General features: G+C 71.2%; 24 protein-coding genes and 4 pseudogenes. 12 read left to right on the top strand and 16 right to left on the bottom strand.

The genetic code is table 11. The features are described 5' to 3' along the window. Positions 1-5: 5 nt before the first annotated feature. The gene (locus AB0A94_RS34350; protein ID WP_361750322.1) at positions 6-845 is read right to left on the bottom strand and encodes an IS5 family transposase; all 840 of its coding nucleotides are present in this window, start codon (positions 843-845) and stop codon (positions 6-8) included. A gap of 286 nt (positions 846-1,131) precedes the next feature. Beyond that, on the bottom strand, positions 1,132-1,821 hold the full coding sequence (locus AB0A94_RS34345) for an isochorismatase family cysteine hydrolase (RefSeq protein WP_361750320.1): 690 nt from the start codon (positions 1,819-1,821) through the stop codon (positions 1,132-1,134). Between the two features lie 55 nt (positions 1,822-1,876). Between AB0A94_RS34345 and AB0A94_RS34340 the strand changes: the two genes are divergently transcribed. The 4 genes and pseudogenes from AB0A94_RS34340 (at position 1,877) to AB0A94_RS34325 (ending at position 4,129) form a co-directional block, all read left to right on the top strand. Continuing rightward, positions 1,877-2,389, top strand: coding sequence for a PadR family transcriptional regulator (locus tag AB0A94_RS34340; protein ID WP_361750318.1), 513 nt, complete (start codon positions 1,877-1,879; stop codon positions 2,387-2,389). Positions 2,390-2,527: 138 nt separating this feature from the next. Continuing rightward, positions 2,528-2,716: pseudogene (locus AB0A94_RS34335) on the top strand (helix-turn-helix domain-containing protein); the annotation flags it as partial. A gap of 100 nt (positions 2,717-2,816) precedes the next feature. Next, positions 2,817-3,296: a nuclear transport factor 2 family protein gene (locus tag AB0A94_RS34330; RefSeq protein WP_361750316.1), complete on the top strand. Its 480-nt coding sequence runs from the start codon at positions 2,817-2,819 to the stop codon at positions 3,294-3,296. Positions 3,297-3,330: 34 nt separating this feature from the next. Next, positions 3,331-4,129, top strand: a pseudogene (locus tag AB0A94_RS34325) (IS5 family transposase). A 145-nt stretch (positions 4,130-4,274) separates the two neighbouring features. On the opposite strand, the gene AB0A94_RS34320 reads toward AB0A94_RS34325, so the two are convergent. The 3 genes from AB0A94_RS34320 to AB0A94_RS34310 are packed head-to-tail and all read right to left on the bottom strand — an operon-like array spanning position 4,275 to position 6,998. Continuing rightward, positions 4,275-5,216, bottom strand: coding sequence for an ISL3 family transposase (locus tag AB0A94_RS34320; RefSeq protein WP_361750357.1), 942 nt, complete (start codon positions 5,214-5,216; stop codon positions 4,275-4,277). 55 nt (positions 5,217-5,271) lie between these two features. Next, positions 5,272-6,186 carry a DMT family transporter gene (locus AB0A94_RS34315; protein WP_361750314.1) on the bottom strand — a complete coding sequence of 305 codons (915 nt, stop codon included), beginning with the start codon at positions 6,184-6,186 and terminating at the stop codon, positions 5,272-5,274. Beyond that, positions 6,183-6,998 carry an SDR family oxidoreductase gene (locus tag AB0A94_RS34310; protein WP_361750312.1) on the bottom strand — a complete coding sequence of 272 codons (816 nt, stop codon included), beginning with the start codon at positions 6,996-6,998 and terminating at the stop codon, positions 6,183-6,185. Before AB0A94_RS34310 ends, AB0A94_RS34315 begins: the two co-directional genes overlap by 4 nt. A gap of 138 nt (positions 6,999-7,136) precedes the next feature. Between AB0A94_RS34310 and AB0A94_RS34305 the strand changes: the two genes are divergently transcribed. After that, on the top strand, positions 7,137-7,715 hold the full coding sequence (locus tag AB0A94_RS34305; RefSeq protein ID WP_361750310.1) for a helix-turn-helix domain-containing protein: 579 nt from the start codon (positions 7,137-7,139) through the stop codon (positions 7,713-7,715). A 235-nt stretch (positions 7,716-7,950) separates the two neighbouring features. Here AB0A94_RS34305 and AB0A94_RS34300 read toward each other — a convergent pair whose 3' ends face one another. Then, positions 7,951-9,015 (bottom strand): bifunctional NAD(P)H-dependent oxidoreductase/GNAT family N-acetyltransferase, encoded by a 1,065-nt coding sequence (locus AB0A94_RS34300; protein WP_361750308.1) that lies wholly within the window; start codon positions 9,013-9,015, stop codon positions 7,951-7,953. 30 nt (positions 9,016-9,045) lie between these two features. Here AB0A94_RS34300 and AB0A94_RS34295 point away from each other — a divergent pair, with 30 nt between their 5' ends. After that, entirely contained in the window at positions 9,046-9,510 is a 465-nt protein-coding gene (locus tag AB0A94_RS34295; protein ID WP_361750306.1) for a MarR family winged helix-turn-helix transcriptional regulator, read from the top strand. Between the two features lie 330 nt (positions 9,511-9,840). Beyond that, positions 9,841-10,593 carry a GNAT family N-acetyltransferase gene (locus AB0A94_RS34290; protein ID WP_361750304.1) on the top strand — a complete coding sequence of 251 codons (753 nt, stop codon included), beginning with the start codon at positions 9,841-9,843 and terminating at the stop codon, positions 10,591-10,593. 186 nt (positions 10,594-10,779) lie between these two features. On the opposite strand, the gene AB0A94_RS34285 is transcribed toward AB0A94_RS34290, so the two are convergent. Then, positions 10,780-11,385 (bottom strand): dihydrofolate reductase family protein, encoded by a 606-nt coding sequence (locus AB0A94_RS34285; RefSeq protein ID WP_361750302.1) that lies wholly within the window; start codon positions 11,383-11,385, stop codon positions 10,780-10,782. A gap of 329 nt (positions 11,386-11,714) precedes the next feature. Here AB0A94_RS34285 and AB0A94_RS34280 point away from each other — a divergent pair, with 329 nt between their 5' ends. The 4 genes from AB0A94_RS34280 to AB0A94_RS34265 all read left to right on the top strand — a co-directional run bounded on the left by AB0A94_RS34280 (position 11,715) and on the right by AB0A94_RS34265 (position 14,995). After that, positions 11,715-11,987 carry a hypothetical protein gene (locus tag AB0A94_RS34280; RefSeq protein WP_361750300.1) on the top strand — a complete coding sequence of 91 codons (273 nt, stop codon included), beginning with the start codon at positions 11,715-11,717 and terminating at the stop codon, positions 11,985-11,987. Positions 11,988-12,131: 144 nt separating this feature from the next. Continuing rightward, on the top strand, positions 12,132-13,019 hold the full coding sequence (locus tag AB0A94_RS34275; RefSeq protein ID WP_361750298.1) for an LLM class flavin-dependent oxidoreductase: 888 nt from the start codon (positions 12,132-12,134) through the stop codon (positions 13,017-13,019). Between the two features lie 12 nt (positions 13,020-13,031). Beyond that, on the top strand, positions 13,032-13,565 hold the full coding sequence (locus tag AB0A94_RS34270; protein ID WP_361750296.1) for a TetR/AcrR family transcriptional regulator: 534 nt from the start codon (positions 13,032-13,034) through the stop codon (positions 13,563-13,565). Between the two features lie 896 nt (positions 13,566-14,461). After that, positions 14,462-14,995: an EF-hand domain-containing protein gene (locus tag AB0A94_RS34265; RefSeq protein WP_361750294.1), complete on the top strand. Its 534-nt coding sequence runs from the start codon at positions 14,462-14,464 to the stop codon at positions 14,993-14,995. A 151-nt stretch (positions 14,996-15,146) separates the two neighbouring features. Here the strand turns inward: AB0A94_RS34265 and AB0A94_RS34260 are convergent, their stop codons facing one another. The 6 genes and pseudogenes from AB0A94_RS34260 to AB0A94_RS34235 all read right to left on the bottom strand — a co-directional run bounded on the left by AB0A94_RS34260 (position 15,147) and on the right by AB0A94_RS34235 (position 21,559). Further along, the gene (locus AB0A94_RS34260; RefSeq protein ID WP_361750292.1) at positions 15,147-16,052 is read right to left on the bottom strand and encodes a class I SAM-dependent methyltransferase; all 906 of its coding nucleotides are present in this window, start codon (positions 16,050-16,052) and stop codon (positions 15,147-15,149) included. Positions 16,053-16,135: 83 nt separating this feature from the next. Beyond that, on the bottom strand, positions 16,136-17,242 hold the full coding sequence (locus tag AB0A94_RS34255) for an NAD(P)-dependent alcohol dehydrogenase (RefSeq protein ID WP_361750290.1): 1,107 nt from the start codon (positions 17,240-17,242) through the stop codon (positions 16,136-16,138). A gap of 1 nt (position 17,243) precedes the next feature. Then, positions 17,244-18,647, bottom strand: coding sequence for an aldehyde dehydrogenase family protein (locus tag AB0A94_RS34250; protein WP_361750288.1), 1,404 nt, complete (start codon positions 18,645-18,647; stop codon positions 17,244-17,246). A gap of 8 nt (positions 18,648-18,655) precedes the next feature. Continuing rightward, positions 18,656-19,411, bottom strand: a complete 756-nt coding sequence (locus AB0A94_RS34245; protein ID WP_361750287.1) for a (5-formylfuran-3-yl)methyl phosphate synthase — start codon at positions 19,409-19,411, stop codon at positions 18,656-18,658. A gap of 1,222 nt (positions 19,412-20,633) precedes the next feature. Beyond that, positions 20,634-20,810: pseudogene (locus tag AB0A94_RS34240) on the bottom strand (IS6 family transposase); the annotation flags it as partial. A 182-nt stretch (positions 20,811-20,992) separates the two neighbouring features. Next, positions 20,993-21,559 (bottom strand): DUF6193 family natural product biosynthesis protein, encoded by a 567-nt coding sequence (locus tag AB0A94_RS34235; RefSeq protein ID WP_361750285.1) that lies wholly within the window; start codon positions 21,557-21,559, stop codon positions 20,993-20,995. On the opposite strand from AB0A94_RS34235, the gene AB0A94_RS34230 reads away from it, so the two are divergent. Beyond that, a complete protein-coding gene (locus tag AB0A94_RS34230) occupies positions 21,558-21,815 on the top strand; it encodes a hypothetical protein (protein ID WP_361750283.1) in 258 nt (85 codons plus the stop codon). The genes AB0A94_RS34235 and AB0A94_RS34230 overlap by 2 nt on opposite strands. 788 nt (positions 21,816-22,603) lie before the next feature. Here AB0A94_RS34230 and AB0A94_RS34225 read toward each other — a convergent pair. The 3 genes and pseudogenes from AB0A94_RS34225 to AB0A94_RS34215 all read right to left on the bottom strand — a co-directional run. Then, positions 22,604-22,849, bottom strand: a complete 246-nt coding sequence (locus AB0A94_RS34225) for a hypothetical protein (RefSeq protein ID WP_361750282.1) — start codon at positions 22,847-22,849, stop codon at positions 22,604-22,606. Beyond that, the gene (locus AB0A94_RS34220; RefSeq protein ID WP_361750280.1) at positions 22,846-23,268 is read right to left on the bottom strand and encodes a DUF1622 domain-containing protein; all 423 of its coding nucleotides are present in this window, start codon (positions 23,266-23,268) and stop codon (positions 22,846-22,848) included. Before AB0A94_RS34220 ends, AB0A94_RS34225 begins: the two co-directional genes overlap by 4 nt. A 250-nt stretch (positions 23,269-23,518) precedes the next feature. Next, positions 23,519-23,737: pseudogene (locus tag AB0A94_RS34215) on the bottom strand (lamin tail domain-containing protein); the annotation flags it as partial. Between the last annotated feature and the right edge of the window lie 292 nt (positions 23,738-24,029).

Below are 24,029 nucleotides of genomic sequence, written 5' to 3'. Positions count from 1 at the left end.
CGGTGTCAGAAGCCGCATCTCAACCGAACGTGATCCTTTGATTCCTGCAGGTCAGGCATGGTTTCGCTCGGGTTGAGGGAGGTTTCGCGACGTCTTGTGTCCGCTTCATGGTCAAGGGGTGCGCGGTGGCGTCGGTGCTGGGGATGCTGGAGGAGCGGGAGGCGGCTGCCCGGGTGCGAGTGGAGGGCTTGCGGGAGGAAGCCGCGCGGTTGGCCGAGGTGTTGGAGGCCGCGGAGATCGAGCTGGACCGGCGGGTGATCGCGCGGGAGGAACTGCTCGAGGTCCCGGCACCAGCCGACGAGGGAGCCGGTGTAGCCGCCGTCGGCCCAGACCAGGGTGATGTCGCGGTGCAGGCGGTGCAGCCGCCCAAGCAGGCCCGCCGCGGCGTCCCGGTCGCCGATGTTCGCGGCGGTCACGCGGGTGACCAGGAGCAGGCCGAGGGTGTCGGTCACGATGTGCCGTTTGCGGCCCGGCACCTTCTTCCCGCCGTCGTAGCCGCGTGAGGCGGCCGGCACCGTCGCCGCGGCCCGCACCGACTGCGCGTCGATGATCCCGGCCGTGGGCTCGGCCTCACGGCCCTCGCGCTCACGGACCTTCCCGCGCAGCCGGTCGTGGAACTCGGTGATCAGCCCGTGCTCACGCCAGCGGCGGAAGAAGGCGTAGACCCGGCCCCAGGCGGGGAAGTCCGCGGGCATCGCCCGCCATGAGATCCCGCCCGCGACCAGGTAACGGACCGCGTCCAGCAGCTGGCGGTGGCAGTAGCCCTCGGGCCGTCCGCCCCGCCCCTGAAACCAGGCCGGCACCGGCAGCAGCGGTCGGATGGCCGCCCACTCCGCGTCCGTCATGTCCGACGGATACCGGCGCATCCGATCGGGATGATCGGCCGCGTTCCCGTACACGTGCGCGAGGCAATCGCACGACACGACGGACGAGTTGAAGTCAACGGGCTCGGACGCGTACAACAACGACAACAGGGCCTCCGGGAACCGCTCGAAATGGGATCGCACCCCCGAGCTACCAGGAGGCCCTGCCTTCATGCGCGTACCACCGGAAGATCACCCGACCAGGAACCCTGTTCGATCCACACGCTCCAAGATCGGTTGAGATACGGCTTCTAAGGTCAGTGCCGCATCAGGCAACGTTCGTCCTGCCCCTGTCCCCCGGTGCTGGGGTGGTTGTGATCAGTCGGTTTGTGATCTCCTCGGCGGTCAGCACGAGTGCGAAGCCTTTGCGCAGGACGGCGAGTTCTGGTTCCTGGCGGGACTCGTCATCGGTGGCCGTGATGTCGCTTCCGAAGACGACCTTGTAGCCGCGTTCGTACGCCTGCCGGGCCGTGGTGCCGCAGCAGTAGTTGGTGAGGGTGCCTGTGACGATGACAGTGTCGCGGCCGAGGTTGCGCAGCATCGTGTCGAGCGGGGTGTCGTAGAACGCGCCGTAGGAGGGCTTGCGGATCAGTGCCTCGTCAGGGCGGCGGCCCATCGGAGCCCATACTTCGGCATGGCCGGGGCGGCGCCAGTTGGTGTTGGCATGCGGGAGGAAGGGCAGGGCATGCGGCCGGTCCAGTCCGAGATGGGTGTCATCGAAGATGGTCCAGATCACCGGGATCGAGGCAGCTCGGCAGTCCTCGACCAGTTGCTTCAGCCGGGGAGCCATCCGAGTGGCTGCGGGCACCCAGTAGGGGCTCCACCCGGGGCGGACGAATTCGTCCTGCATGTCGATGACCAGCAGCGCTGTGCACTCGGACCGTACGTCGAACGAAGCCCGGCCGTGCTCGTAGGCGTCGCGCGCTCGCGCGGTCACCCACTCCTCGGTATACGTCATCCCCGCCCCTTACATCGATTCGAGGTACCTCGTTTCGATGTGCGAGAGTAGCAGCATGCTGGAACTTGCGATCCTGGGATTCCTGGCCGAGGGGCCACTGCACGGATATCAACTACGGCGCCGGATAGCGCACTTGTCCGGCCATGCCCGTCCGGTCAGCGACGGCAGCCTCTACCCGGCGATCAACCGCCTGGTCAAGGCCGGGCTGCTCGACCGCAGAACCGAGCCAGGTGCCTCGGCCGTCCAGCGACACACCCTGAGCCTGACCGCTGCCGGCCGCACCGAGCTGCTGCGTCGGCTGCAGGGCGCCGACGGCCTGGACATCAGCGACAGCACCCGGTACTTCACGGTCCTGGCCTTCCTCTCCCAGCTTCCCGACCTCGCCGACCAGCACGCGGTACTGCGCCGACGGCTGGACTTCCTGGAACAGCCCGCAAGCTTCTTCCATGATGGCGACCGCCTCCTGGGCGCCGAGGACACCGACGACCCCTACCGCCGCGGCATGCTCACCATCGCCCGCATCACCAGCCGTGCGGAACAGTCGTGGCTACGGGAACTGCTGGCCTGACACAGACACGGCGGACCCCCACCCACATGCCCCTCCACCCGCGAGACCAGGCGGGTGGCAGGACCAGTACGCGTCCGAGAGATCGATGACGATGAGGGGCGGTACCTGCTGCAAATCATCCGCAGGGGGACCTGATCGGTGGGGACCTGACTGGGGGCCCAGATGGTTCCGCTCTCAGCTCAGGGCATGCCCGCGACGAGGATCGCCGAGGTGACGTTCACCAGAGACGACCGGGTGCGGGATGTAATCCGTGACTTCAACGCCGACGGCTTCGACTCTCTTTACCCGAAGCACAAGGGCGGCCGACCGAGAACCCTCACGCCCCCCCGCATGACCGCGGACTCAACGACAGCCGTGACGGGACGGTCGATTGGGCTCGGGGCAGGCATATTGACCTCAAGTGCACTTGAGGGAGGAGTCTGCCGCCATGAACACCAACGAGATGCAACGACAGCTGCAGGCCCTGACCGACCGCGCTGGGATCACCGATCTGATGGACCGCTACCTGCGTTCCCTGGACGACGGGGTCTTCGACGAGGAATGGGCTCGCGCGTTCCACACCGAAGACGTCACCGCAGAAATGCCCATCGGCACCGTCCATGGCCGCGATGCCCTATTGGCCCGCATCCGGCGAGGAATGGCGTTGTTCGACCGAACCGTGCATCTCGGCACCAACGCCATCATCGAGATCGACGGCGCCCGGGCCATTGCCCGTTTCGCCCAGCTGAGCACCCACGTCCTGGCGGACGACTCAGGCAGCGTCTTCATCTCCGCCGGCCATGCCGATACCCACCTGGTCAGGACGGCTGACGGCTGGCGGATCTCCGCCTCGACACTGCGGGTGGTGTGGACCCAGGGCTCCCCTCCGCAACTGCCGGAAGAATTGGCCCCAGTCCCCGCAGCCTAAGACGTTGTCTCATTTGGGTTCGTAATCTTGAGGCATGACGATCGTGGAGCGGCTGGTCCCGGACGGGTTGTGGGAGTTGTTTCAGCGGGTGGTGCCGCCCGCTCCGACGCGCCCGCAGGGCGGTGGGCGGCGTCGTCATGGTGACCGTGAGGTGCTGGCGGCGATCATCCTCGTCGCCACCTCCGGCTGCACCTGGCGGCAGTTGCCGCCGGTCTTCGGCCCGTCGGGGCCGACCGCGCACCGGCGTTTCACCGAGTGGAGTGCCGCCCGGGTCCGGGCGAAGCTGCACCGTCTGGTCCTGGACGAACTGGGCTCGCGCGGGGAGCTGGACTGGTCGCGGTGCGCGATCGACTCGGTGAACATGCGGGCCCTGAAAAGGGGGGACCTGACGGGTCCGAATCCTGTCGACCGGGGCAAGAAGGGCTCGAGAATCCACTTGATCACCGAGAGAACCGGTCTGCCCCTCTCGATCGGGATCTCCGGCGCGAACCTCCACGACAGCCAGGCCCTCAAGCCCCTCGTCCGCGGCATCCCGCCGATCCGCTCCCGGCGCGGCCCGCGCAGACGCCGACCCGCCAAGCTCCACGGCGACAAGGGTTATGACTATGACGACCTGCGACGATGGCTGTGCAAGCGAGGCATCCGGCACCGCATCGCCCGCAAGGGCATCGAGTCCTCCACCCGGCTCGGCCGACACCGCTGGACCATCGAACGCACCATGTCCTGGCCGGCTGCCGCCGCCTGCCCCGCCGCTACGAACGCAAGGCCGAACACTTCCTGCCTTCACCACCATCGCCTGCACCCTCATCCGCCACCGCAGACACACCAAATGAGACGACGTCTAACCACCAGGCCACCTGCCGCTCGCCTGCCGGGCGAACCTCGTCCTGCCGTTCCCGCTCGTCGCCGGTCCGGGGTGCTGAAGGGTCTGTCAAATGAACGGCCCTGTCCCGCATTCGGTAGTGACGGAGGGTGGCGCTATCCGAGGAGGATGCGGTGGCGGAGCAGGGGGAAGCTTGCTCGGCCGTGCATCTGGCGCGCGATTCGCTTGGTCTTGGTGTTGACACCTTCGGTGGGGCCGTTGCCGTACGGAAGTGTGAGTGCGGCGTTCACGGCGTCGCGGTCTCGGTCCAGGCCTCGGGTGAAAGCGTGCAGATGGGGCAGATCGGCTGAGCGAACCTCGACGATCCAGCGCGAGAGCCCGTCGGCGTTTCCTGCGCAAGGCAGGTTGTGCCACAGGTGCCACCGGTCGGCGACCTGGACTGCGTCAGGCAGGGCGCGGCGGATGACCTCGGCATAGGTCGCGGAGCCGTCTCGACACACGATCTCGATGCCTGGATGTTCGCGCAGCCATGCTTCCAGCGTGTCGGCGGTGCGGTCGGGCAGTACGTCGCTCCGTTCATGGGTCCCGGCGTCGATCACGACGGTGGCGTGGCGGTGCCGTCGGCGCAGGGCGAAGTCGTCGACGCCGATCACACGGGGCATCCACCCGGTGGGCAACGGGATGCGCAGCAGAGTGCGCAGGTCCGTGTGACGCGACAGGCCCACCGCGAGTATCGCCAGCAGACGCGATCCGGCCCGGCCCGCTGACTCTTTGGCCACGGTCTTGACCTGCCTGGTCGGACGGGCCGTGCGGCGCTGGTATCGCTCCAGCACCCCGGTCATCTGCTCACGGAAGGTCTGCCGGCAGCCGCGTGTGGGACACACCGGACGCCGAACCCGCACACGGACCACCACCCGGCGGTCGTCCACCGGCACGTCGGCGACGGTCCGCCAGTGGTAGCCGTGCACCCGCCCCGTCGACGCCCCGCACACCGGACAGATCGCGGCCTCCTGCGGAGTACGCGCCCGTACCACGATCCGCTCACCCTCGTCGGCCACTTCCTCGACGACCAGCGGGAACAGACCCGGAAGCACCATCCGCACAAGCTCGTTGGCGTCCTTCACGCGAAGGTCAGCCGAAGGTTGACGACCCTCACGACTCTCCGGCACCACCGACTGTGAGACAGGGCCGTTCATCTGACAGACCTGGGCTTGGCCGTCGCAGGCCGACGGCGACGCCGACTGTGACGAGCAGGGCGCCGGTGACGTCGGCGGGGCCTGCCCGGCCGAGGCCGAGTGCGACGGTGGTGAGCAGTGCGCCCACCGGTACGAGGCCGGCGAAGAGGCCCGCACGGTCGGCGCCGAGGCGGCGCAGTGCGTCGTACCAAAGGAAGAAGGCGGCAGCGGTGACGACCGCGCCAAGGTAGCCGAAGGCGGCTGCTTGGCCGGGGGTGGGCAGCCGCAGGGAGGCCGTACCGTCCAGGGCGAGACCCGCCGCCAGGAGCATGGGTACGGACAGGGCGGCGGGATAGGCGGCGACCCTCAGGGGACCGAGTCTGGGCAGGAGCGGGACGGCCAGCAGGGAGAAGGCCACCTCACCGGCGAGTGCGCCGAGGGACAGGAGGAGGCCCTTCGTGCTGCCCGAGCCGAGGCCGGCGGCGACGGCTGTGCCGATTGCCACCACGAGTGCGGCGCCGACGGTGCGGGGCGCAGGGCGCCGGCGTTCCGTCAACGGTCCCAGGAGGGCAAGCACGAGGGGGACCGCTCCGACCACAGAGGCGATCATGGCGGGCCCGGCGTGCCGGGTGGCTTCGACGAGGAAGACGTTGAACCCCGCCAGGCCGGTGGCGGCCAGCGCGATCAGCAGCAGAACGTCACGTGCGGTCAGGTGCGCGCGGGGCGGGCGCCGGTGGCCTACGACGGCCAGCAGGATCGCCGCGGCGAGCGCATAACGCAAGGCTTGTCCTGCGAAGACCGGGTAGTCGGCGATGGTGGCGGAGACCGCGGTCGAGGTGCCGACGAGCAGCATCGCCGAGGCGGCGCCGACAGGGGCGGTGGAGGCTCTCATGCGGCGTGCTCCGGCGTCGAGGGGGCGGCCGGGGCGGCCAGGACCTTGCGGGTGACGCGTTCGGCGATGGCCGCGACCAGGGTTCGGGGGCGGCGGGGTGTCAGGTGTGCGGCCAGGGCGTTGCCGAGTCCGGGGGCGGCGTAGCCGCGGTCGCGCTCCAGCGCGCGCAACGCGGCGCGTACGACGGGCTCCGCGGTGGTCATGGAGCCGGTGACAGCCGCCCGGCGGGTGCCGATGGTGTCGAAGAAGGCGGTCTCGACCGGGCCGGGGCACAAGGTGAGCACGCGGATGCCGCGCCGGCGGTACTCCTGTCGCAGGGCGAGGCCGAAGTTCAGCACGAAGGCCTTGGCCGCACCGTAGACGGCGAAGTACGGGGCTGGCTGGAAGGCGGCGTTCGACGCGACGTTGACGACCGCCCCGCGGCCGCGCTCCAGCATGCCGGGCAGGAGTGCGTGGGTGAGGTCGACGAGGGCGACGACATTGACCATCAACTGGTCGTGGTCGCGGTCCCCGGAGATTTCCTCGAAGCGGCCGCAGGTACCGAATCCGGCGTTGTTGACCAGCAGGTCGACCTTCAGGCCGCGGGCGGTGAGCCGGTCGGCGATGCGGCGGGCCGCGTCCGGCTCGGCGAGGTCCTGGACGAGCACGTGTGCGCGGACGCCGTGCTCGGCGATCAGACGCTCGGCAAGGGCGGCAAGCCGGTCGCCGGAGCGCGCCACCAGGACCACATCGTGTCCGCGGGCGGCGAGCTGCGCGGCGAACTCCGCGCCGAGGCCGGACGACGCTCCGGTGATGAGGGCGGTGCTGTTCACAAGTTTCTCCTTCAGCCGAGGACAACTGGGGGAAGTATGTATCGATAATTCAATGAACCGCAACAGAGATGATGCAGTTATAGGCGGTGTCGCGTCACAGATGTATGGTGTTCCCGGACAAGAGGTCCAGCAGGAGGCGTGATGGGTGAGACGGCGGGACGATCGCTGCGGGCGGACGCGGAGCGCAGCGTGCGCGCGATCCTGGAAGCGGCCGAGCGGGTGCTCGCCGAAGAGCCCGGTGCTTCCATGGAGCAGATCGCCGCAGCCGCGGGAGTGGCCCGCACGACGATCCACCGGCGGTTCGCCAACCGGCAGGCACTGATCGAGGCGTTGGCGTCGTCCGCCGCCCGTCAGCTCGCCCGGGCAGTGGACGACGGCAGGCCGGACACCGCGCCGCCGCTGGTGGCGATGCACCGGATCACGGCCAACGTGCTGCAGGTCAAAAGCGCCTGGGCGTTCGCCCTGGAGCTGGCGGCCGACCCGGACAGCGAGGCCGCCGCCCTCCATCAGGACATCGCCCGCAGATGCATCGCCGTACTGAAGCGGGCCCAGGACGACAAGCTCATCGACGAAGCGGCCGACCTCGACTGGGTGCGCCGGGTCTACTACGCGCTCATCGGGGAGTCCCTGCACGGCAACGCGGACGGCGCCGATCCCGACACCCTCGCCGCCCGCATCGTCGACACCCTGCTGCACGGCGCCGGCCCGCGCGCCTGAGCCAAGAGCCGCGGCCAGGAGCCGCAGCCGACCCGGGCGCAGCACCGGGACGGGGCCGCGCCGGGACGGGGCCGCGCCGGCGAGATGTCCCCCGCCCGGTTCAACGGCCTGCGCCGGCTCGCCCCAGCAGGCGCGGCGGCCGGCGTCACCCGTCTGCAGGGTGGCACGGCGACCGGCCGCCCGCGGTCGCCGCCGGCTCCGGCCGCGGGCATGCCGGAGCCGGCGGCGACCGCGCTCAGGCGGGGACGGCTTTGGCCAGGCTCACCACGCCGTCGTCCGGCGCACCGGGAAGCGGTACGTATCCCTGCCGCCGGTAGAGGGCGAGGTTGCGGTGGCTGGCGGCACCGGTGGACAGGACGATACGCCGGCTGCCCTCCCCCGCCGCCTCGGCCCGGCGCAGCAGCCACCGTCCCACGCCCAGCCCCCGCAGGTCGGGGGCGACGGCGAGTCGCCCGATGCGCAGGTCGGGGCCGTTGCGACGCGTGCGGACCATCCCGAGCAGCCGCCCGTCCCGCCACACTCCCGTCGCATGCCAGTCGGCCAGCCAGGCGCGCACCTCGTCCGGCGACTCGTGGAGCGCCGGAATCGCCAGGGTGCCGTTGGCGAGCGCCTCCTCCGCCCAGCAGCAGCGCTGCAGCACCGTCACCTCGGGGGCGTCGTCCGGGCCGAGACGCCGCGCGTACGAGCCGGGGAGCGGGCCCTCCACGGCGCCCGCGTGTCCGCGCTCACGCAGCGGGGCCAGGGCCCGCGAGACCCGTACCAGTTCCGCCAGCAGTCCTTCGGCCGCGTCGGCGTGGCGCGCCCCGGGGGCGAAACGGTCCTCCCGCATCGCGTCCGCGATCCGTATCGCGACGGTCGCCCCCAGGGGGACCAGGCGCAAGGTGGTCACCACCTGCTTGGCGTGCTGGACCGCGCGGGTGCCGGCCGAGGTGTGGCCGTAGCTGACGAAGCCGGCCGGCTTCCAGGCCCATTCCGGGCCCAGGTAGTCGAGCGCGTTCTTCAGGGTCGCCGGCATGCCGTAGTTGTACTCCGGCGTCACGAAGACGAAGCCGTCCGCCCCGTCGACGATCCGGCTCCAGCGGCGGGTGTGCTCGTGCTCGTGGACACCGGTCGAGGGGTGCTCCTCCTCGTCCAGGAAGGGCAGGCCCAGATCGCCGATGGCCAGGGGCACGAGGTCCGCGTCGAGGGTGTCGGCGCTCGCCGCGAGCGTCCCGGTCAGCCACTCGCCGACGGCGGGACCGAGGGCACCAGGGCGCGTGCTGCAGACCAGTACGACGATGCGGAGTCGTTTCGTTGTCATGGAAACGAAAGTAGCCGGTAGATTGATTACATGTCAACGAACGAGACGGATCCTCCGGTCCGCTGGCTCGCAGCCGATGAGGAGCGCGTCTGGCGGGCGTACCTGCGCATGGTGACCGCGGTACGGGCCCGCACCGCGCAGGACCTGGCCGCACAGGGGCTGTCCGAACCGGACTACGAAGTGCTCAGCACCCTGTCCGAGCGCACCGACGGCACCAGCACGTTGCGCGAACAGGCCGCCAAGATGGGGTGGTCACGAAGCCGTCTGTCCCGCCACGCCACCCGCATGGAGGCGCGCGGACTCATCCGGCGCGCACCGGACCCCGCCGACGGGAGGGGCTGCTTCCTGGTGCTCACCGAGACGGGGCGGGACACGCTCCAGGAAGCCGCCCCGAGCCATGTCGCCTCCGTGCGACGGCACTTCATCGACCGGCTCGACCCCGGGGAACTCGCGGCGCTCGGCCGCATCGCGGAGAAGATCGCCGACGGCCCCTAGGGCATCCGCGTCACCCGGGCCGTCCCACCGGGCCGCCGGCGGCGGCGAGCGGCCCGGTCTCCTGCCGGCCGGACGGTCCCGCCCGTCCGCTCCCTCTTCGCCCTGTCCCCCGCTGCCGTCGCGGGCGGCAGCGGTGACCGGACGGGGAGGGATGAAAGCCCGTGACGGCCTGGCTGTTGTCCAGGAGGACGGACGGGCGGGCGTTCACCGATCGGGGCGTTCACCGATCGCGGAGGCGGAGGGCGCCGAGGACGACTCGGACCGTGCAGGGGTTCAGGCGGCGCCGACGGCGAGCCGGCCGCAGACGGGCCGGGACATCGGCTCCGTCAGATGTGCCGTACGCATGCCCGATGGCCGCTTCTCAGTTCCAGCTTCGCTGTGTCGCCGAGCAGGAGTTCGTGCCAGGAGTTCGTGCCCTGGGCGCGCATGATTGCCGACACCTACGGTCCGGACCGGTCGGAGGAGGGGCTGGCCGGTCAGCGAGCTGCGACGGCTCTCGCCCGCGCCCTGGCCGTGTTCGACCGGGGCGAGCCGGTTGCCGGGGCCTCCGTCCACAGCCGGACGCTGACCGTGCCCGGTGGCGTCGTGCCCGTGGCGGGGATCGCCTCGATGGCCGTGGCCCCGACACACCCCCGCCGCGGCATCCTCACCTCGATGATGCGCGCCCGACTGACCGGCCCGCACGAGCGGCGACGAGAGACGATCGCCGCGCTCCGGCCCTCCGAGGCCGGCATCTACGGACGGTACGGTTACGGCCCCGCTGCCGCTGGCAACCGGATGCGCCGCGACCGGCGCGCCATGCGCTTTCGCCCGGACACCGACTTCGGCGACGGAGCCGTCCGGCTGCAGCACGCCGACCAGGCCCGCCCTCTCCTCGAGGAGATCTACGACCGGGTCCGCACCACTACGGTCGGCCGGCCCGACCGGCAGACGGCCCACTGGACGGTGCGCCTCGCCGGCCATCCGCACCGGCGCGGCATCCGGACGGTCCAGGCCTCCATCCGGCGGGACTTCTCCCCCTCGTACCTTGGTGGGACTCGGTACCGAAGGACAGCACCGGGATGCCGGCGACGTCCGTCCTGACGCGCGCCGCCGGCTTGTCGCCGGTGCCCCCCAAGGGGCTCGTAGCCTGCGTCATCCGGCGCTGTCCCGAGAATGCGGAAACCGGCAGGCAGGGGTGGGCGAGCCGGGTGGTGGGGATGCGGGCCTTGTGGATCTGCGTGCCCGGACGGGTGCGGTTGCCCCGGCTGAGAAGTGGACGGGGCGACGTCACGCAGGAACGCCGAGCGGCGGGTGCTCGAGCACGCGGGGCTTGTACTCGACCAGCTGGATGCGGCCGTCGAAGGTGCGGTGCTCGAGCATCTCGAGGGCAACGTCCGGATAGCCGTCGTAGATGCGTTCCTCGCCCGTGGCACCGGTGATCACCGGGAACATCACGACCCGGAAGCGGTCGACGAGTCCGGCTCGCAGCAGGGACCGGCACAGGCTGAGGCTGCCGATCGTGCTGAGGAGCCCCGGGCCACTCGACTTCATGGCGCGGACCGCCTCGACGGCGTCGTCGCGGACGAGCGTGGAGTTGGCCCACGTCAGTGGCTCCGCCAGCGAGGAGGAGAACACCACCTTGGACGCTTGCGTGAGCTCGTCGACGGACGCCTCTTCTTCCGGCCTGAACTCGTCCTGGCCCTTCGGGACCTCGCCTGCGGCGAAGCCCGACATCAGGCGGTAGGTGTTCGCTCCCATCAGGTAGGTGGCCTCGGGCTGCTCGCCGAGCCACGCGAGGTACTCCGGGCCCTCGAGGCCCCAGAATCCGGGCCATCCCTCTCCCGATGCGCAGCCGTCGAGGGAAGTGATGAAGTCGACGAGAAGCTCCGACATGGCGGTGTCCTTTCCTGGAGTGTCACGAGCTTGGACCGGCCGGGAGCCACAAACTCATCGGCCGCGCCGTGGAGCGAGGAGAAAACCCATGACGCCGCAACCGACCAGGACGGCGGAGCGGCACCGCTTCGGAAGACCTGGAGCCCTACACGACTGCGCTGCGCGCACAGTCGGGTGATGATCTCCACACGACTGGGACGGCGGTTTGAGTCCTGTCAGAGCCCCGGCTCAGCCCCACTCGCGAACGGTTTCGACGATCTACGCGATTGAGTTGCTCCTGCTTTCGGGAGTCCGGCCCGGCAGCGGGCGGCGCGGGACTCCCCGCGGGAGTGGTCGGAGGCGGGCGCGGTCTGCGCGGCGACCTGTCCGGCGCCGACGCCGCCGAGCACGCCGCCGACGGCCGGTCCGGCGCCGAGGAGACCGGCGCGGCGCACCATGGAGCGCCGGGGAAGCTGCTGGGGCGACAGTTCCTCGTCGGGGACGGCCAGGCCGAAGGCCGCCGGGACGGCGTCGGGTTCGACGACCTGGTGGCCGGGTCCGTGGTGGTGGGGATGGTGGTGGTCGTGTCCGTTGCCGCTGTGGGCCATCTCAGCTTCCGCTGATCGGTGGTGTGCCCGTGACCTGCCGGGATGTCGTACCGAGAGTGAGCGCCGGCGGTGAATTACGGGGCGTGGGAACGGTGGCGTAAGCGGGAGCGGTGTCCCGACCGTTGATCATCGGTACGAACGGCGCATAGGTTGCGGTCCATGACGACGACTTCGCAGAACGGCGTTCGGATCGGCGTGATGTACGACCGGGACTGGGCGCCCGAGGGGCTGCCCGGGTTCGCGCGGGAGGTCGAGGCGCTCGGCGCGGACGACCTCTGGGTCGTGGAGGACCTCGGCTGGAACGGGGGCCTGTCCGCGGCGGCCGTGGCGCTGGGGGCGACCGAGCGGCTGCGGGTCGGCATCGGGATCACCCCGGCGCCGCTGCGCAGTCCTGCGCTGCTCGCGATGGAACTGGCCACGCTGGCGCGGGTGTTCCCGGGCCGGCTGGTGGCCGGGGTCGGGCACGGGGTGCGGGAGTGGATGACGGCGGTCGGCCTCGCCCCGCGCTCCCCGCTCGCGCTGCTGGAGGAGACGATCACCTCCGTACGGGCGCTGCTGCGGGGCGAGCGCGTCGAGCTGGAGGGCCGGGAGGTGCGGCTGGACGGGATCCGGTTGGTGCACCCGCCGGCCGAGGTGCCGCCGGTGGTCGCGGGAGTGGTGCGGCCGCGTTCGCTGGAGCTGTCCGGGCGGGTCGCCGACGGCACGGTGATCGCGGAGGGGCACGGCCCCGCCGAGGTGACGGCGGCCCGGGAGCTGGTGACCAAGGGCGGCGCGGGCGCGGAGCACACGATGACGGTGCTCGCCTTCACCTGCGTGGACGAGGACCCCGCCCGCGCCGCCGAGGCGCTGCGCCCGCACACGGAGGGCCAGGCCGCCTGGCTCGGCCGCCCGGCGGACGAGGTGTTCACCGTCTCCGGCCGCCCGGAGGACGCCGTCGGCCACATACGCGAACTGGCGGCGGCCGGCGCCGACACGGTCGTCCTGCGAGTGACGGGAGCGGAGCCGGTACGGCAGCTCGGAAGCCTGCTGGAGACACTGCGGCGGTAGGCCGTCGGGCGCATGTTCCGCGCGCAGGGCATCGACGCCGTCGGGATCGCAGACCTGATGAAGGAAGCGGACCTGACCCACGGCGGCTTCTACAACCACTTCGCGTCCAAGGACGACCTGGCCGCCGAGGTGTGCAACGCCTCGTTCGCGGCGTCTCTGGACGTCCTGGAGCAGGCCGTCGAGGAAGGGGACGATCTCGCCGGCCCACCGCTGAGGCGAGTGGTGGACGACTACCTCTCGGTCGCCCACCGCGACGCTCCGGACGGCGGATGCCCCTCCGCCTCCCTGGTCACCGACGCCGGGCGGCACAACGACACGATCCAGCGCTCGTACGCAGCCGGCGTGGAGGGATACCTCGCGGGCTTCGCCGCAGAACTCGCCCGTGAGCAGCACGGGGAGATCACCCCACAGCAGGCGCGGGACCGGGCGGTGCTGCTGCTCAGCAGGCTGGTCGGGGCGATGGTGCTCGCCCGAGCGGTCCGCCACGTCCGGCCCGAACTGTCCGACGAGATTCTGCGGACCTGCCGCGCTCACGCTCTCGACTGATCAGCCTGGACGGCACGGCCACGGCGGCGTGCCGAGCTGAGCCGGCGCGGCACCGACAGAGCGCTCAGCTCGTCGGAGCCGTCGAATCGGCGACGGCGGGAGCCGGGCCGTACGCGAAGGCAAGCGGTGGTCCCGGGCCGGGCGGGGCGGTCCATGGCGACAGGCAGGTGGTAGGCGGACGGGGGCGAGCGGACCAGGCGGCCGGCGGAGGCCCGAGCGCGTCGGCACGGGGGTCGGCGGGCAGGCGCAGCGCGGGCGGGCACGGCGACGCGGACGGCGGGAGGACGGCGGGAGGACCGCGGGTGATGGCGCTGGGACGAGCAATGGCAGGCCGGGGCCGGGACGGGCGGGACTGGCGCGGGGGTAGCGGCTGGTACGGAGGCGCCAGGGACAACGCGGGCGTACAACGGACCGGCTGTCGCCAAACCGAGACAACCACTTGCCGACCTGCCGCTCCTCCCCACGCCGGCCACCGACGCCTCCCGCCCGCCGGACAGCGGCTCCTCCTCATCAGCATCCCGCCCGCGCCGTGCCCGGAGCGGTCCATGGCGCCTTGCGGATCCGGGAGCGGGCCGCCGCCAGAGCGCTGTACGGCGGCCCGCCGGATTGAGCCGAAGCTCAGGAGTTGCCACCAGCGGAGTCGTTTGAGCTGATGAACGGGATCGGTCGAAGCGGTCTGGTTGTCACAGGCGAGGCATCCGACTTGTCACACACGCTCATTCAGCAGTCCTTCTGTCACCACAAGCGAAGATCGAGAGTCCGCGGCTCTTCATGGCGGTTCCATGGGTCATGGCCGCTGCACGCGCGGGGTTGGGCGCATGTCCCCCACACCGTCAGGTAGAGGCACTCATCGGGCAGGCCCGGAATCGTCGGGTCGCGGAAGACAGGTGACGGAAATGCGGACTGAGGCCGCCAAGCGGGTCGAACTGGTTTTCTCCCTCTTCGACGCCAATGGCAACGGAGTCATCGACTCCGGAGACTTCGACCTGATGACGGGCCGTGTTCTGGAGGCGGCGGCCGCGTCGGACGACGGCGCCAAAGCCGCCATCCGGGCGGCGTTCCGCCGCTACTGGACGACGCTGACCACTGAACTGGACGCCAACGGCGACGGTGTGATCACTGTGGACGAGTTCCGTCCGTTCGTGCTGGACCCCGAGCGTTTCGGCCCCACGATCACCGAGTTCGCCGAGGCTCTCGCCGCACTCGGCGACCCCGACGGGGACGGTCTGATCGAGCGCCCCCTCTTCGTGTCCCTGATGACGGCGATCGGCTTCGAGGAGGCGAACATCCACGCCCTCTTCGACGCCTTCGGCCCGGACGCCGAGGACCGCATCGCCGTGGGTACGTGGGCCGCCGGCATCGAGGACTACTACGCACCGGACCTGGCCGGGATCCCGGGCGACCGGCTCGTGACTGCCCGGTCCGCCTGACACGGCCCGTGAGGGGCAGCGCCGGGCGCGGGCGGCAACCGCTGCGACGCGACCGGGCTGCCCCCTCCATCGGGACGCGTCCCACCGTGCGGGCCCGCGGCGGGCCCCGTCCTCAGCTCCCGTGCGGACGTCGTCGTGAGCGCTGCGGGCGTCATGGCCGTGACTTGTACGCGAACACCCACCGGTTTCCCTCCAGTGCGTCGTTCGGCTCGGGGAGGGGGCCACGTCCGTGCCGACGGGTGAAGTCGAAGGGCGTGTACATCGAGGTGGACCAGCCCTTGGCCGTCAGGGCACCCGCGGAGTCGGGTCGCGGCCCCTTGTCGAAGAGGTGGAGCAGGTCGATGCCGGTCTGTTCTCGCGTCGCCGTGTAGATCGGGCTGCCGCGGTACACCAGCAGGTCCTTTTCCAGCTTGGCCTCGAAGGCCAGGGCGCTGCCTTCGGTGGTCAGCCTGTCCACCGTGTCGACGAGGTACGTCTCGGCGGGGCCCGGCAGGTAGAAGAGGAGTCCCTCGGCCAGCCAGACGCTCGGTGCGGCAAGGTCGAAGCCGACGTTGGTCAGCGCGCTGACCCAATCCGCGCGCAGGTCGACCGGTACGGTGACGCGCTTCACCTTCGGGGTGGCCGCCAGGTCCGTGAGCACCTGGTGCTTGAACTCCAGCACGCCCGCCCGGTCGATCTCGAAGACCTCGCAGCCGGACGGCCAGTCCAGCCGGAAGGCGCGCGTGTCCAGCCCCGCTCCCAGCAGGACCACCTGCCGGGGGCCCGTCCGGACCGACCGGAGCAGGAAGTCGTCGAGGACCCTGGTCCGCAGGCCGAAGTAGCGGGCGAACCGCCCCCACAGCGGGTTGCCGTCCCCCTCCGGGACCTGGTGGATGCGCACCGGCCAGTCCGTGCACGCCGGGGCGGCGCGCACGAAGTGTTCCGCGTAGGGGTCCTGGGCCAGGCTGTCGTCGCGGTGGGTCTCGATCGCCCGTGCCGCGGCGACCAGGAAGGCGGTCAGGCCCACGCCTCCCTCCACGCCTTCCACGTCCGTGTGCTGCGGTGCCGTGCCGGTCATGTCTCCTCCGTTGGCGGAAGTGGGGACCACGAGCTTCCTGCTCGTCGGATGCGGTGGGTCCGCGATGCTGGGGGGGGCCGCGCTCACCGGCTTCTTCCGGTCGGGAGCAGGACGGGTTTGACCACGCGGCCGGCGCCGCAGTCGCGCTCGGCCTCGTTGATGTCGGCCAGCGGGTAGGTGCGGATGAGCTGGTCGAAGGGGAAGCGTCCGGCCTGCCAGAGCCGGGTCAGCAGCGGTATCAGCACTGCGGGGACGGCGTCCCCTTCGCAGATGTGGCGGATGCCGCGGCCCTGGTCGAGCGTGCCCGGTTCGAGCGGCAGCGTGGTGCGGAGCCGTGCCACCAGGCCGAGGCTGCCGGTGGGGCGCAGTGCCCGGAGGGCGTCGTTGATGAGCGGGGCTAAGGCCGTGGTGTCGAGCGCGTACTGCGCGCCGTCGTCGCTGACCCGCCGGATCCGCTCGGCCAGTCCGGCCGTTTCGGCGGGCAGCGGGATCGCGCCGAACCGCTCGGCCAGGGCAAGCCGTCGGGGGTGCCGGTCCACGGCCACGGTCAGCGCGCCGGCGGCGGTGGCCGCCATCACCGCGGCCAGACCCACGGCTCCCGCGCCGAGAACGACGACGGTGTCGCCCGGGCCGGCGGCGAAGGTGTTCAGCACGGCTCCGGCGCCGGTGAGGAAGCCGCAGCCGAGCGGCCCGAGCAGTTCGACGGGCAGTGCCGGGTCGACCCGGACGGCGTTGCGGGCCGGGACGAGCGCGTACTCGGCGAAGGAGGACTGGCCGAACCACCGGGGGGCCAGCGCTTCCCCGGCCGCGTCGGTGAGCCGCGGCGCCTCCTCCTCGCGTCCCCCGAAGAGGTTGAGGGAGGCGAAGGAGTCACAGTAGGCAGGGGCCGCGCCGCGGCAGTTTCGGCAGTGCCCGCAGGAGTCGAAGCTCAGCACGACGTGGTCACCCACGTCGATCGCGGTGTCCGGGCCGCCGCCCGTCCGCACCACGACCCCGGACCCTTCGTGGCCGAGCACCGCCGGCAGCGGGCTGCTGCCGGCCGATCGCCGGATCGCGAGGTCGGTCCGGCACATCCCGCAGCCGGCGATCTCGACCAGGACCTCACCGGCGGCGGGTTCCGTCCGCAGGGCCACCTCCTCGAGCGTGAACGGATTCTCGTACGAGCGCAGTACGGCCGCCTGGAACCTCACCTCACGCCTCCCGCGGACGGTGGACGACGAACGGCCGCAGGTTGCCGTACAGCCCCCACGGTCCGCCCGCCACGCCGACGCCGCTGTCCTTGACGCCCGCGAAGGGCTGGGCGAGGGACAGTTCGGCGTGGTGGTTGATCCAGGCCGTGCCGCATTCGAGCCGGTCGGCCACCGCCTCGGCCCGGTCGAGGTCGGTGCCCCACACGGACCCGCCCAGTCCGAAGCCGGTGCCGTTGGCGGCGTCGACGGCTTCGTCGAGGCTCCGGTACGGCAGTACCGGCAGGACCGGCCCGAACTGCTCCTCGGTCACCACCGGGCTGTCGGGCGGGACGTCGGTGAGGATCGTGGGGGCGAAGAAGTTCCCCGGCCCGGTCGGCCGGTGGCCGCCGGCCGCCGCCCGGGCGCCGTCCGCCAGGGCCCGCCGCGTGATCTGCTCGACCCGGGCCAGCTGGGGGGCGTTGTTGACCGGTCCCAGCCGGGTGTCCGGGTCGAGGCCGGGCCCGACGGCGACGGTTCTGGCGCGCTCGGCGAGGGCCTCGACGACCTGGGCGTGGAGCCGGGCCGGGGCGTAGACGCGTTTGACCGCCATGCAGACCTGTCCGCAGTTGCGGAAGGCGGCCCAGAACAGCCGGTCCGCGATCCGCTCCACCTCGACGTCGTCCAGCAGGACGGCGGCGTCGTTGCCGCCCAGCTCCAGGGTGACCCGGGCGAGCGAGGCCCCCGCCGCTTCGGCCACGGCCCGCCCGGTGGGCACCGAGCCGGTGAAGGTGACGTGGCGGATGCCGGGGTGGGAGGCGAGGCGGGCACCGAGCGGTTCGCGGCCGGTGACGACGGTCAGCACGTCCTCGGGCAGGACGGTGGCGAGGACGGAGCCGAGCAGCCTGGTGGCGAGCGGGGTGAAGGGGGACGGTTTGAGGATGACGGTGTTGCCGACCGCGAGCGCGGGCGCGAACTTCGCCGCCGCGAGCTGCAGGGGGAAGTTCCACGGCACGATCGCGGCGACGGGTCCGAGGGGCCGCCAGCGGATCTCGCTGTCCACGGGCCGACCGTCGGTGATGCGTCGGGTCCTGGGGGCGAGGTCGGCGAAGTAGCGCAGGCGGGCCGCCGTACGGGCGATCTCCGCGTACGACTCGGCCAGGGGCTTGCCCTGCTCCCGGGTGAGCAACCGGGCGAGGTCCTCGCCGGCTGCCTCCACGACATCGGCCGCCACGCGCAACGCGGTGGTGCGGGCTGCGGGGTCGGCGCGCCAGCCGTGCCAGGCCCGCCGGGCCCGGTCGACCACGGAGTCCAGCTCGTCCGGCTGCTGGTCGGGGGCCTCGTCGAAGGTCTCCCCGGTGGCCGGGTCGACGACGGGGAAACGCGCGGCCCGGTGTCCGGGGACGCGTTCGGGCTCAGAGGCCGGCATACCGGTGGTCAGTTCGCGGCGGGAACGCCGGCCGCGTGCTCCCGGGCCTGCCGGTCCATCTCCGCCCGGAAGGCGGCCACCAGGTGGGGCTGGATCCGTCCGGCGTTGCGGTCGCCGCCCTCGCAGACCGCTCCCCGCACACCCACGATGTCCGTGCCGATGCGGGTCAGCGCGCCGAGGTCGCTCTGTTCGACACTGCCCGCGAGGGCGGCGAGCAGACCGGACGCGTGGGCCCGACGGACGAACTCGGCGCATACGTCCGGTGGAACGTGGTCGAACAGCCGCGTCCTGTCCTTGACCGCGGTGTCGAGCATGGCGGCGTCGGCGCCGGAGCGGGCGGCGATGTCGGGCAGGGCGAGCGGGTTGACGCAGCCGATCCGGTGGGCGTCGGCGTAGCCGGAGGCGACGACGAGTGCTTCGGGGCGGTGGTCCTTCACCGCCCGGACGACCGCGCGCATGACCTCGACGCCCTGACCGGGCGTCGTGCATCCGTAGAGGCCGACCTTGATGTACGTGGCGCCGGAGACGACCGCGCCGAGCGCGGCCTGGGCCACCGTGCCGGGCTTGTACGGGACGTCTCCCACGGTGGCGGACACCGGTTTGTCCGCCGGGACCGCGTCGCGGATCTCCCTGATGACCCAGGGGAAGTTGGCGCCGAGCGAGCCCTCGTCGGGCTTCTTGACGTCGACGATGTCGAGATGCTCCGCCGATTTCGCACAGTCGAGAGCCTCCTCGACACCGTCCGGGGAGATGAGAAGCAACACCGTGCACTCCTTCCACCGCCAGTCCGCCCGGCCGAGGCACAGGGGACCGCGGATCACGTGGTTCGTGTGCGGTGGGCTCATCATTTCCGCCGCCCCCGGGCACTGGTAGGGCGTGCGGGGTTGGCCCGAGGCGGTCGTGCCCTCGCGCGGTGGGCCGCGCGCACCGGCGTGGACCGGCACGCGGTCGCCCGGCTCATGCGCCTCCGGCCGGTGGGCGCCGGGGCCGTCCCCGTGTCCGTGGGGACGGCCCCGGTCCGGTGGGCCGGCCGGTGACCTCGCTGTTCCGCTCCCCACCCGCGATGGGGCCCCTTTGAGACAGCCGGGGCCATGTCCACGGGTTGCCGGCGCGTCCGTTGGGTATCCGGTCGGGGCCGGGGGCTGGTGGGGCGCGCGTCCGTGGGCCGGCGTCCGCACGGCTCCGTCGCGAGGGTCGACGGCAGGACCCGCCGAGCGCAGCTGCTGTGAACCGCACGTGGTGATCGCGACGCGGAGCGGCCTCATCATCGACGTTCGAGGCGACCCCCTGCGGGCGCACCCGCGCCGGCGGCGGCAACGGCCTCGCGATGCCCACAGGCCGTCCGGAACGATCCGTCCCCACCGTCCCCGCCCCGAGGCCGGCACCACTGCCAACCTGCCGGGTGGGACACGGTCTTCAGGGGCGGGCTCCAGCACCTCCAGAGCGCCGCTCCGGGTGTCGTGACTGCGCAGGGTGGTGAGCCGAACCGACAGCGGCGGCGCCGGCAGCAGCTCAGAGACCCGCCGGTCGGTGAAGGCACCGGCCCGCCGGGTGCGGCCAAGGGTGATGTGCGGGCTCCACAGCGCCCGGGTTCATGGAGAGGGTTGAGGGTCTCGGGCGGGCTGTCCGAGGCCACCGCCTCCCACACCCTGCGCTGCAAACAGGCGGCGCGGAGTCGAGGTCCAGCGTCCGGGCCAGCGCCAAGGTGGGCCGTTCGAAACGGACCAGGCGGCACTGTCACGTTGTTGGGTGCGTGACTGTCTGACGGCGCGTCGGGGCGTGATGGGCCTTGGGGTCGGGCAGGTCTTCAGGCCGTGGTGGGCCGGCCGGCAGCCTGAAGCCACGAATGGCAGCCACTTGTCAGCCACACCCCACTCCCCTGGGTGTCCTCACCCTACGAATGGGAGAACCGACCCGTTCAAGAAGGTAGAGCCACTTGTCGCCCGGCCGGGGCCGCCGACGGCGCAGGCCGTTCGCGTAGATCTGCCCGAACTTCGCGCACCAGCGCCGGACCGTCTCGTGGGAGACGAGCGCACCACGCTCGAGCATGAGCTCCTCGACCTCGCGGAAGCTGAGCGGGAAACGGAAGTACAGCCACACGCGGTGCGCGATCACCCCGACCGGGTACCGGTGCCCCTTGTACGACGACGACGCGGACGACACGAGCGAACCCTCCCCGGCACAACCAACTCAAAAATCACCCCAAACCGATCAGCCAACGTGACAACGCCGGTCGTACAGTCCACGGGCGAAGCCGAGAACCCACCGCCGACCGGGGCGCTCGGTCCTCGAGCCGAGCCGTCCACCCCACGCGATCGTCTCTCACGCGGCTCCGGTGCCCGGCGTCATCCGCCGAGGGCGATCGGGTCGAGGCCGGCCGGCAGGTGCCGCACGGCCAGCGCCACGGCCTCGTGCGCTGTGGCGAACCGGCCGAGGTCCGCGTCGATGATGCCCCTGCCCACTCCGTACGTACCCTCACTGTTCGCGGTCAGGCAGGGGCCGACGACGGTGAGGCGTGGACGGGTCGTGGTCGAGAAGCGCAGCACCCAGTGGCTCGTGAACGGGTAGAGGGCGCGCAGCGCCGGCTGGGCGTGAGCCGACTCGATCAGGGCCTGATACGTCTTCTGCCAGGGGTACTCCAGCTCGTCTGCTTCCTGGCGCATGCCCCGCCACTCCGACTCCGTCAGGCGTACGGGATCGTGGTCGGGCACCTCGAACCGGCCGGTCAGGGGTATGAAAGGTGCCGTCCGGCGGATGCCCTCCAGCGTGGCCCCGTCGTGCCACGCGCGGGCGACCAGGGCGACCAGCTCACACTCTGGCAGGGGACCCCGCAGGTCTCGTGGTGCGCCGCCGTTTCCGGTATCGCACCCGAGGGAACCCGGCGATGACCCGACGTGGAAGGGCACAGACATGGCCAGCCATGAAGACCGCCACGAGGACGGCTACGGCCGGGCCCGCGACCCCGAAGAGCCTGGATCGCACTCGGGTGCAGAGAGCCAGGCTCAGGACCGTTCCATCCCAGGCACAGCGAGCAGCAAGGAGGGTTACCAACCGGAACGGGGCACGACGGCGGGCAAGCCTCTTGAGGGCATCGAGGCCGAAGAAGGCGCCGCACCTGACGGCGACAACGATGGGGACTCCACCGGCCACTCCGCGCGCTCGGGCTGAGCCGGTCCACGCGTCTCTTCGTGTTTTCCGCGACCTGCCGGGCGTTGTCCTCGTTGAACGAGGTGCCGCGCCATGAACCATCCGATACCCCCGGATGCGCGTAAAGAAAAAGAGGCCACTGGGCTATCCGAGGGAAGGCGAACGGCTCGGGGTGCACTGAGCCCGCGCCAAGGAAGAGGCTGGGGGCATGACCGGTGGGCAGCCCGTGATCGTGTATCCGCCCGGCGCGTACGGGGTCGGCAGGTGCACACCGGTGGGCGCACCATCGGCACCGCGTACTCACTGCACGATCTGACCGTGTTCCTCCGCACCGCCCGTCTGGAGAGCTGGGATGTCCTGAACGCAGCCGCTTACGACCCGATCGAGTGGCGCGGTGGGGCCCTGAATGCTGGACGCCATGAACGTGGCGGGATCATGCGGTGGTCTGATCACCGGGTGGTCCTGCGCCGCTCGAAAAGTCGTCGCCGCAGGTGAGAGTGGTGCAGTTCGGCGGCTGGGATCATGTCCGGGAACCGTGTCCTTGCTGTGCAAGGTGGCCCGGAGGTTGCTGGCCGCCTTGTCGGTGTTGCTGCGCTGTGAAACCACCAAGGACGCGGAACTGCTCGTGCTGCGGTACGAGAACGCGGTCCTGCGCCGACAGCTGGCAGGCCCGGTCCGCTACGAGCCGGTCGAGCGGCCCACACAGGCCGCACCGCCCCGGTGGTGTTTCTGCCCCGGCAGCGCGGGCCAGGCCGCACGCCACTGGAGAGCGGGTATCTGCCATCGGCGCAGCTTGTCGGCCCGCTCGGTCAGTGCGGTGGGGAAAAGCGCAGGCCTGCGGTGACGAGCTTGCGGACGGTGATCACGGCGGCGGCCGTCACGATGGCGTCCCAGCTCGGCTCACCCGCCAGCCGCAGCAGCCCTGCCGCGATGAGGAAGTCCAGCAGGACGGCCAGTGCGGGCATCAGCCGTCTCGCCGCCGCGAACACCACCGCGGCTGCGATGAGCCCGAAGGCGGTGGCGGCGAGGGCAGCCAGGTGCAGGAGGGCGGTCACGCCGGCCCTGCCGGGGCACGGGAGCCGTCCGTCTCCTTGCGGCGCTCGCGCTCGATCTCGGCGCGCTCGTTGGCGATCTCCCGGCTGAGGAAGTAGTTCAGGGCGGTCCGGATCGCGGCGATCGCGGCGAGCTGTCCGATTTCGATGAAGCTCGGCGCGATGGCGGTGCGCAGCACATCCCCGGCGAGCTGGAACTCCAGGCCCAGCGCCAGGAACCGGCCCAGGGAGAGCCGGATCCGGTTGAACTGGCGGCCCACGCCGCCGCCGCGGATTCCTGCAAGGAGGAAGTGGCCGAACGCCCAGGCGGCCCCCACGAAGATGATCAGGGCCCCGGCCGCCTCCACCAGTCTCACCAGCAGGTCCACCACGTCCCGGAGTGTGGACTCGGGCAGCACTTCCACCGACAGGGAAACGTTCATGAGTGGCCGGGTACCCCCTACCTGGTCTGGTCGGCACGGCGGGCGGGCCGGGGAGTCGTACGGCGCGTCAGAGGTCTGCACACTCGACCGACGCCCGCATGGTCAGGACCACGGTCAGGACGCCGGCATTCAGGACTGCGGCGGTCAGACGACGGCCGGTGACCACCTTCCACGAAAGCCGGAAGCGGCAGGCGACACCCTGCCCGTGAAACAGGATGGGGCGCCGCTGCGTCTGGCGACGGCTGCTGGATCAGCCGTGGTAAGTGATGTAGCCGTTGCCGTCGCGATCGTCGGCCGTCGTGGTGTAGGAGTGCACGTCCGCGTGGGAGCCGGAGGGCTTGTAGAAGTAGATGGTGTCCTTGTCGTTGTTCCAGATGAAGTTGCAGTGCTGGCGGTAGACGACGTTGCCCGCATCCGAGTCGGTGCCGCGGCCGCCGCGCAGCTTGATGTAGTCGCCGGGCTGCATGGTGCCTATGGAGCATCCGGGATGCGTAGCGAACCCGTGAGCATCACATGGTCAAATGATGAAGCAAATATGAAGGTCGGGCAGTGTGGGCTGATCGTTGAGAGGAGCTGGACATGGTGAGGGCCAGGGCGCGTATCGGGTTGTGATCAAACTGCGGGACTTGTTCTTGTGACGGTGCCCGATCCGGTAGGCCGTTCTGCATGACGTGAGTGCAACTGACGGACGCAGAGTGGGAGGTCATCGGGCCGTACCTGCCGGTCGGCGAGTACGGCCCGTACTCCGGGCGGCTGCGGCA

This window comes from Streptomyces sp. NPDC044984, from assembly GCF_040646935.1.
GTDB lineage: Bacteria > Actinomycetota > Actinomycetes > Streptomycetales > Streptomycetaceae > Streptomyces.
The sequence above is the reverse complement of the archived record's forward strand: the minus strand, read 5'-3'. Positions and strand labels throughout refer to the sequence as shown.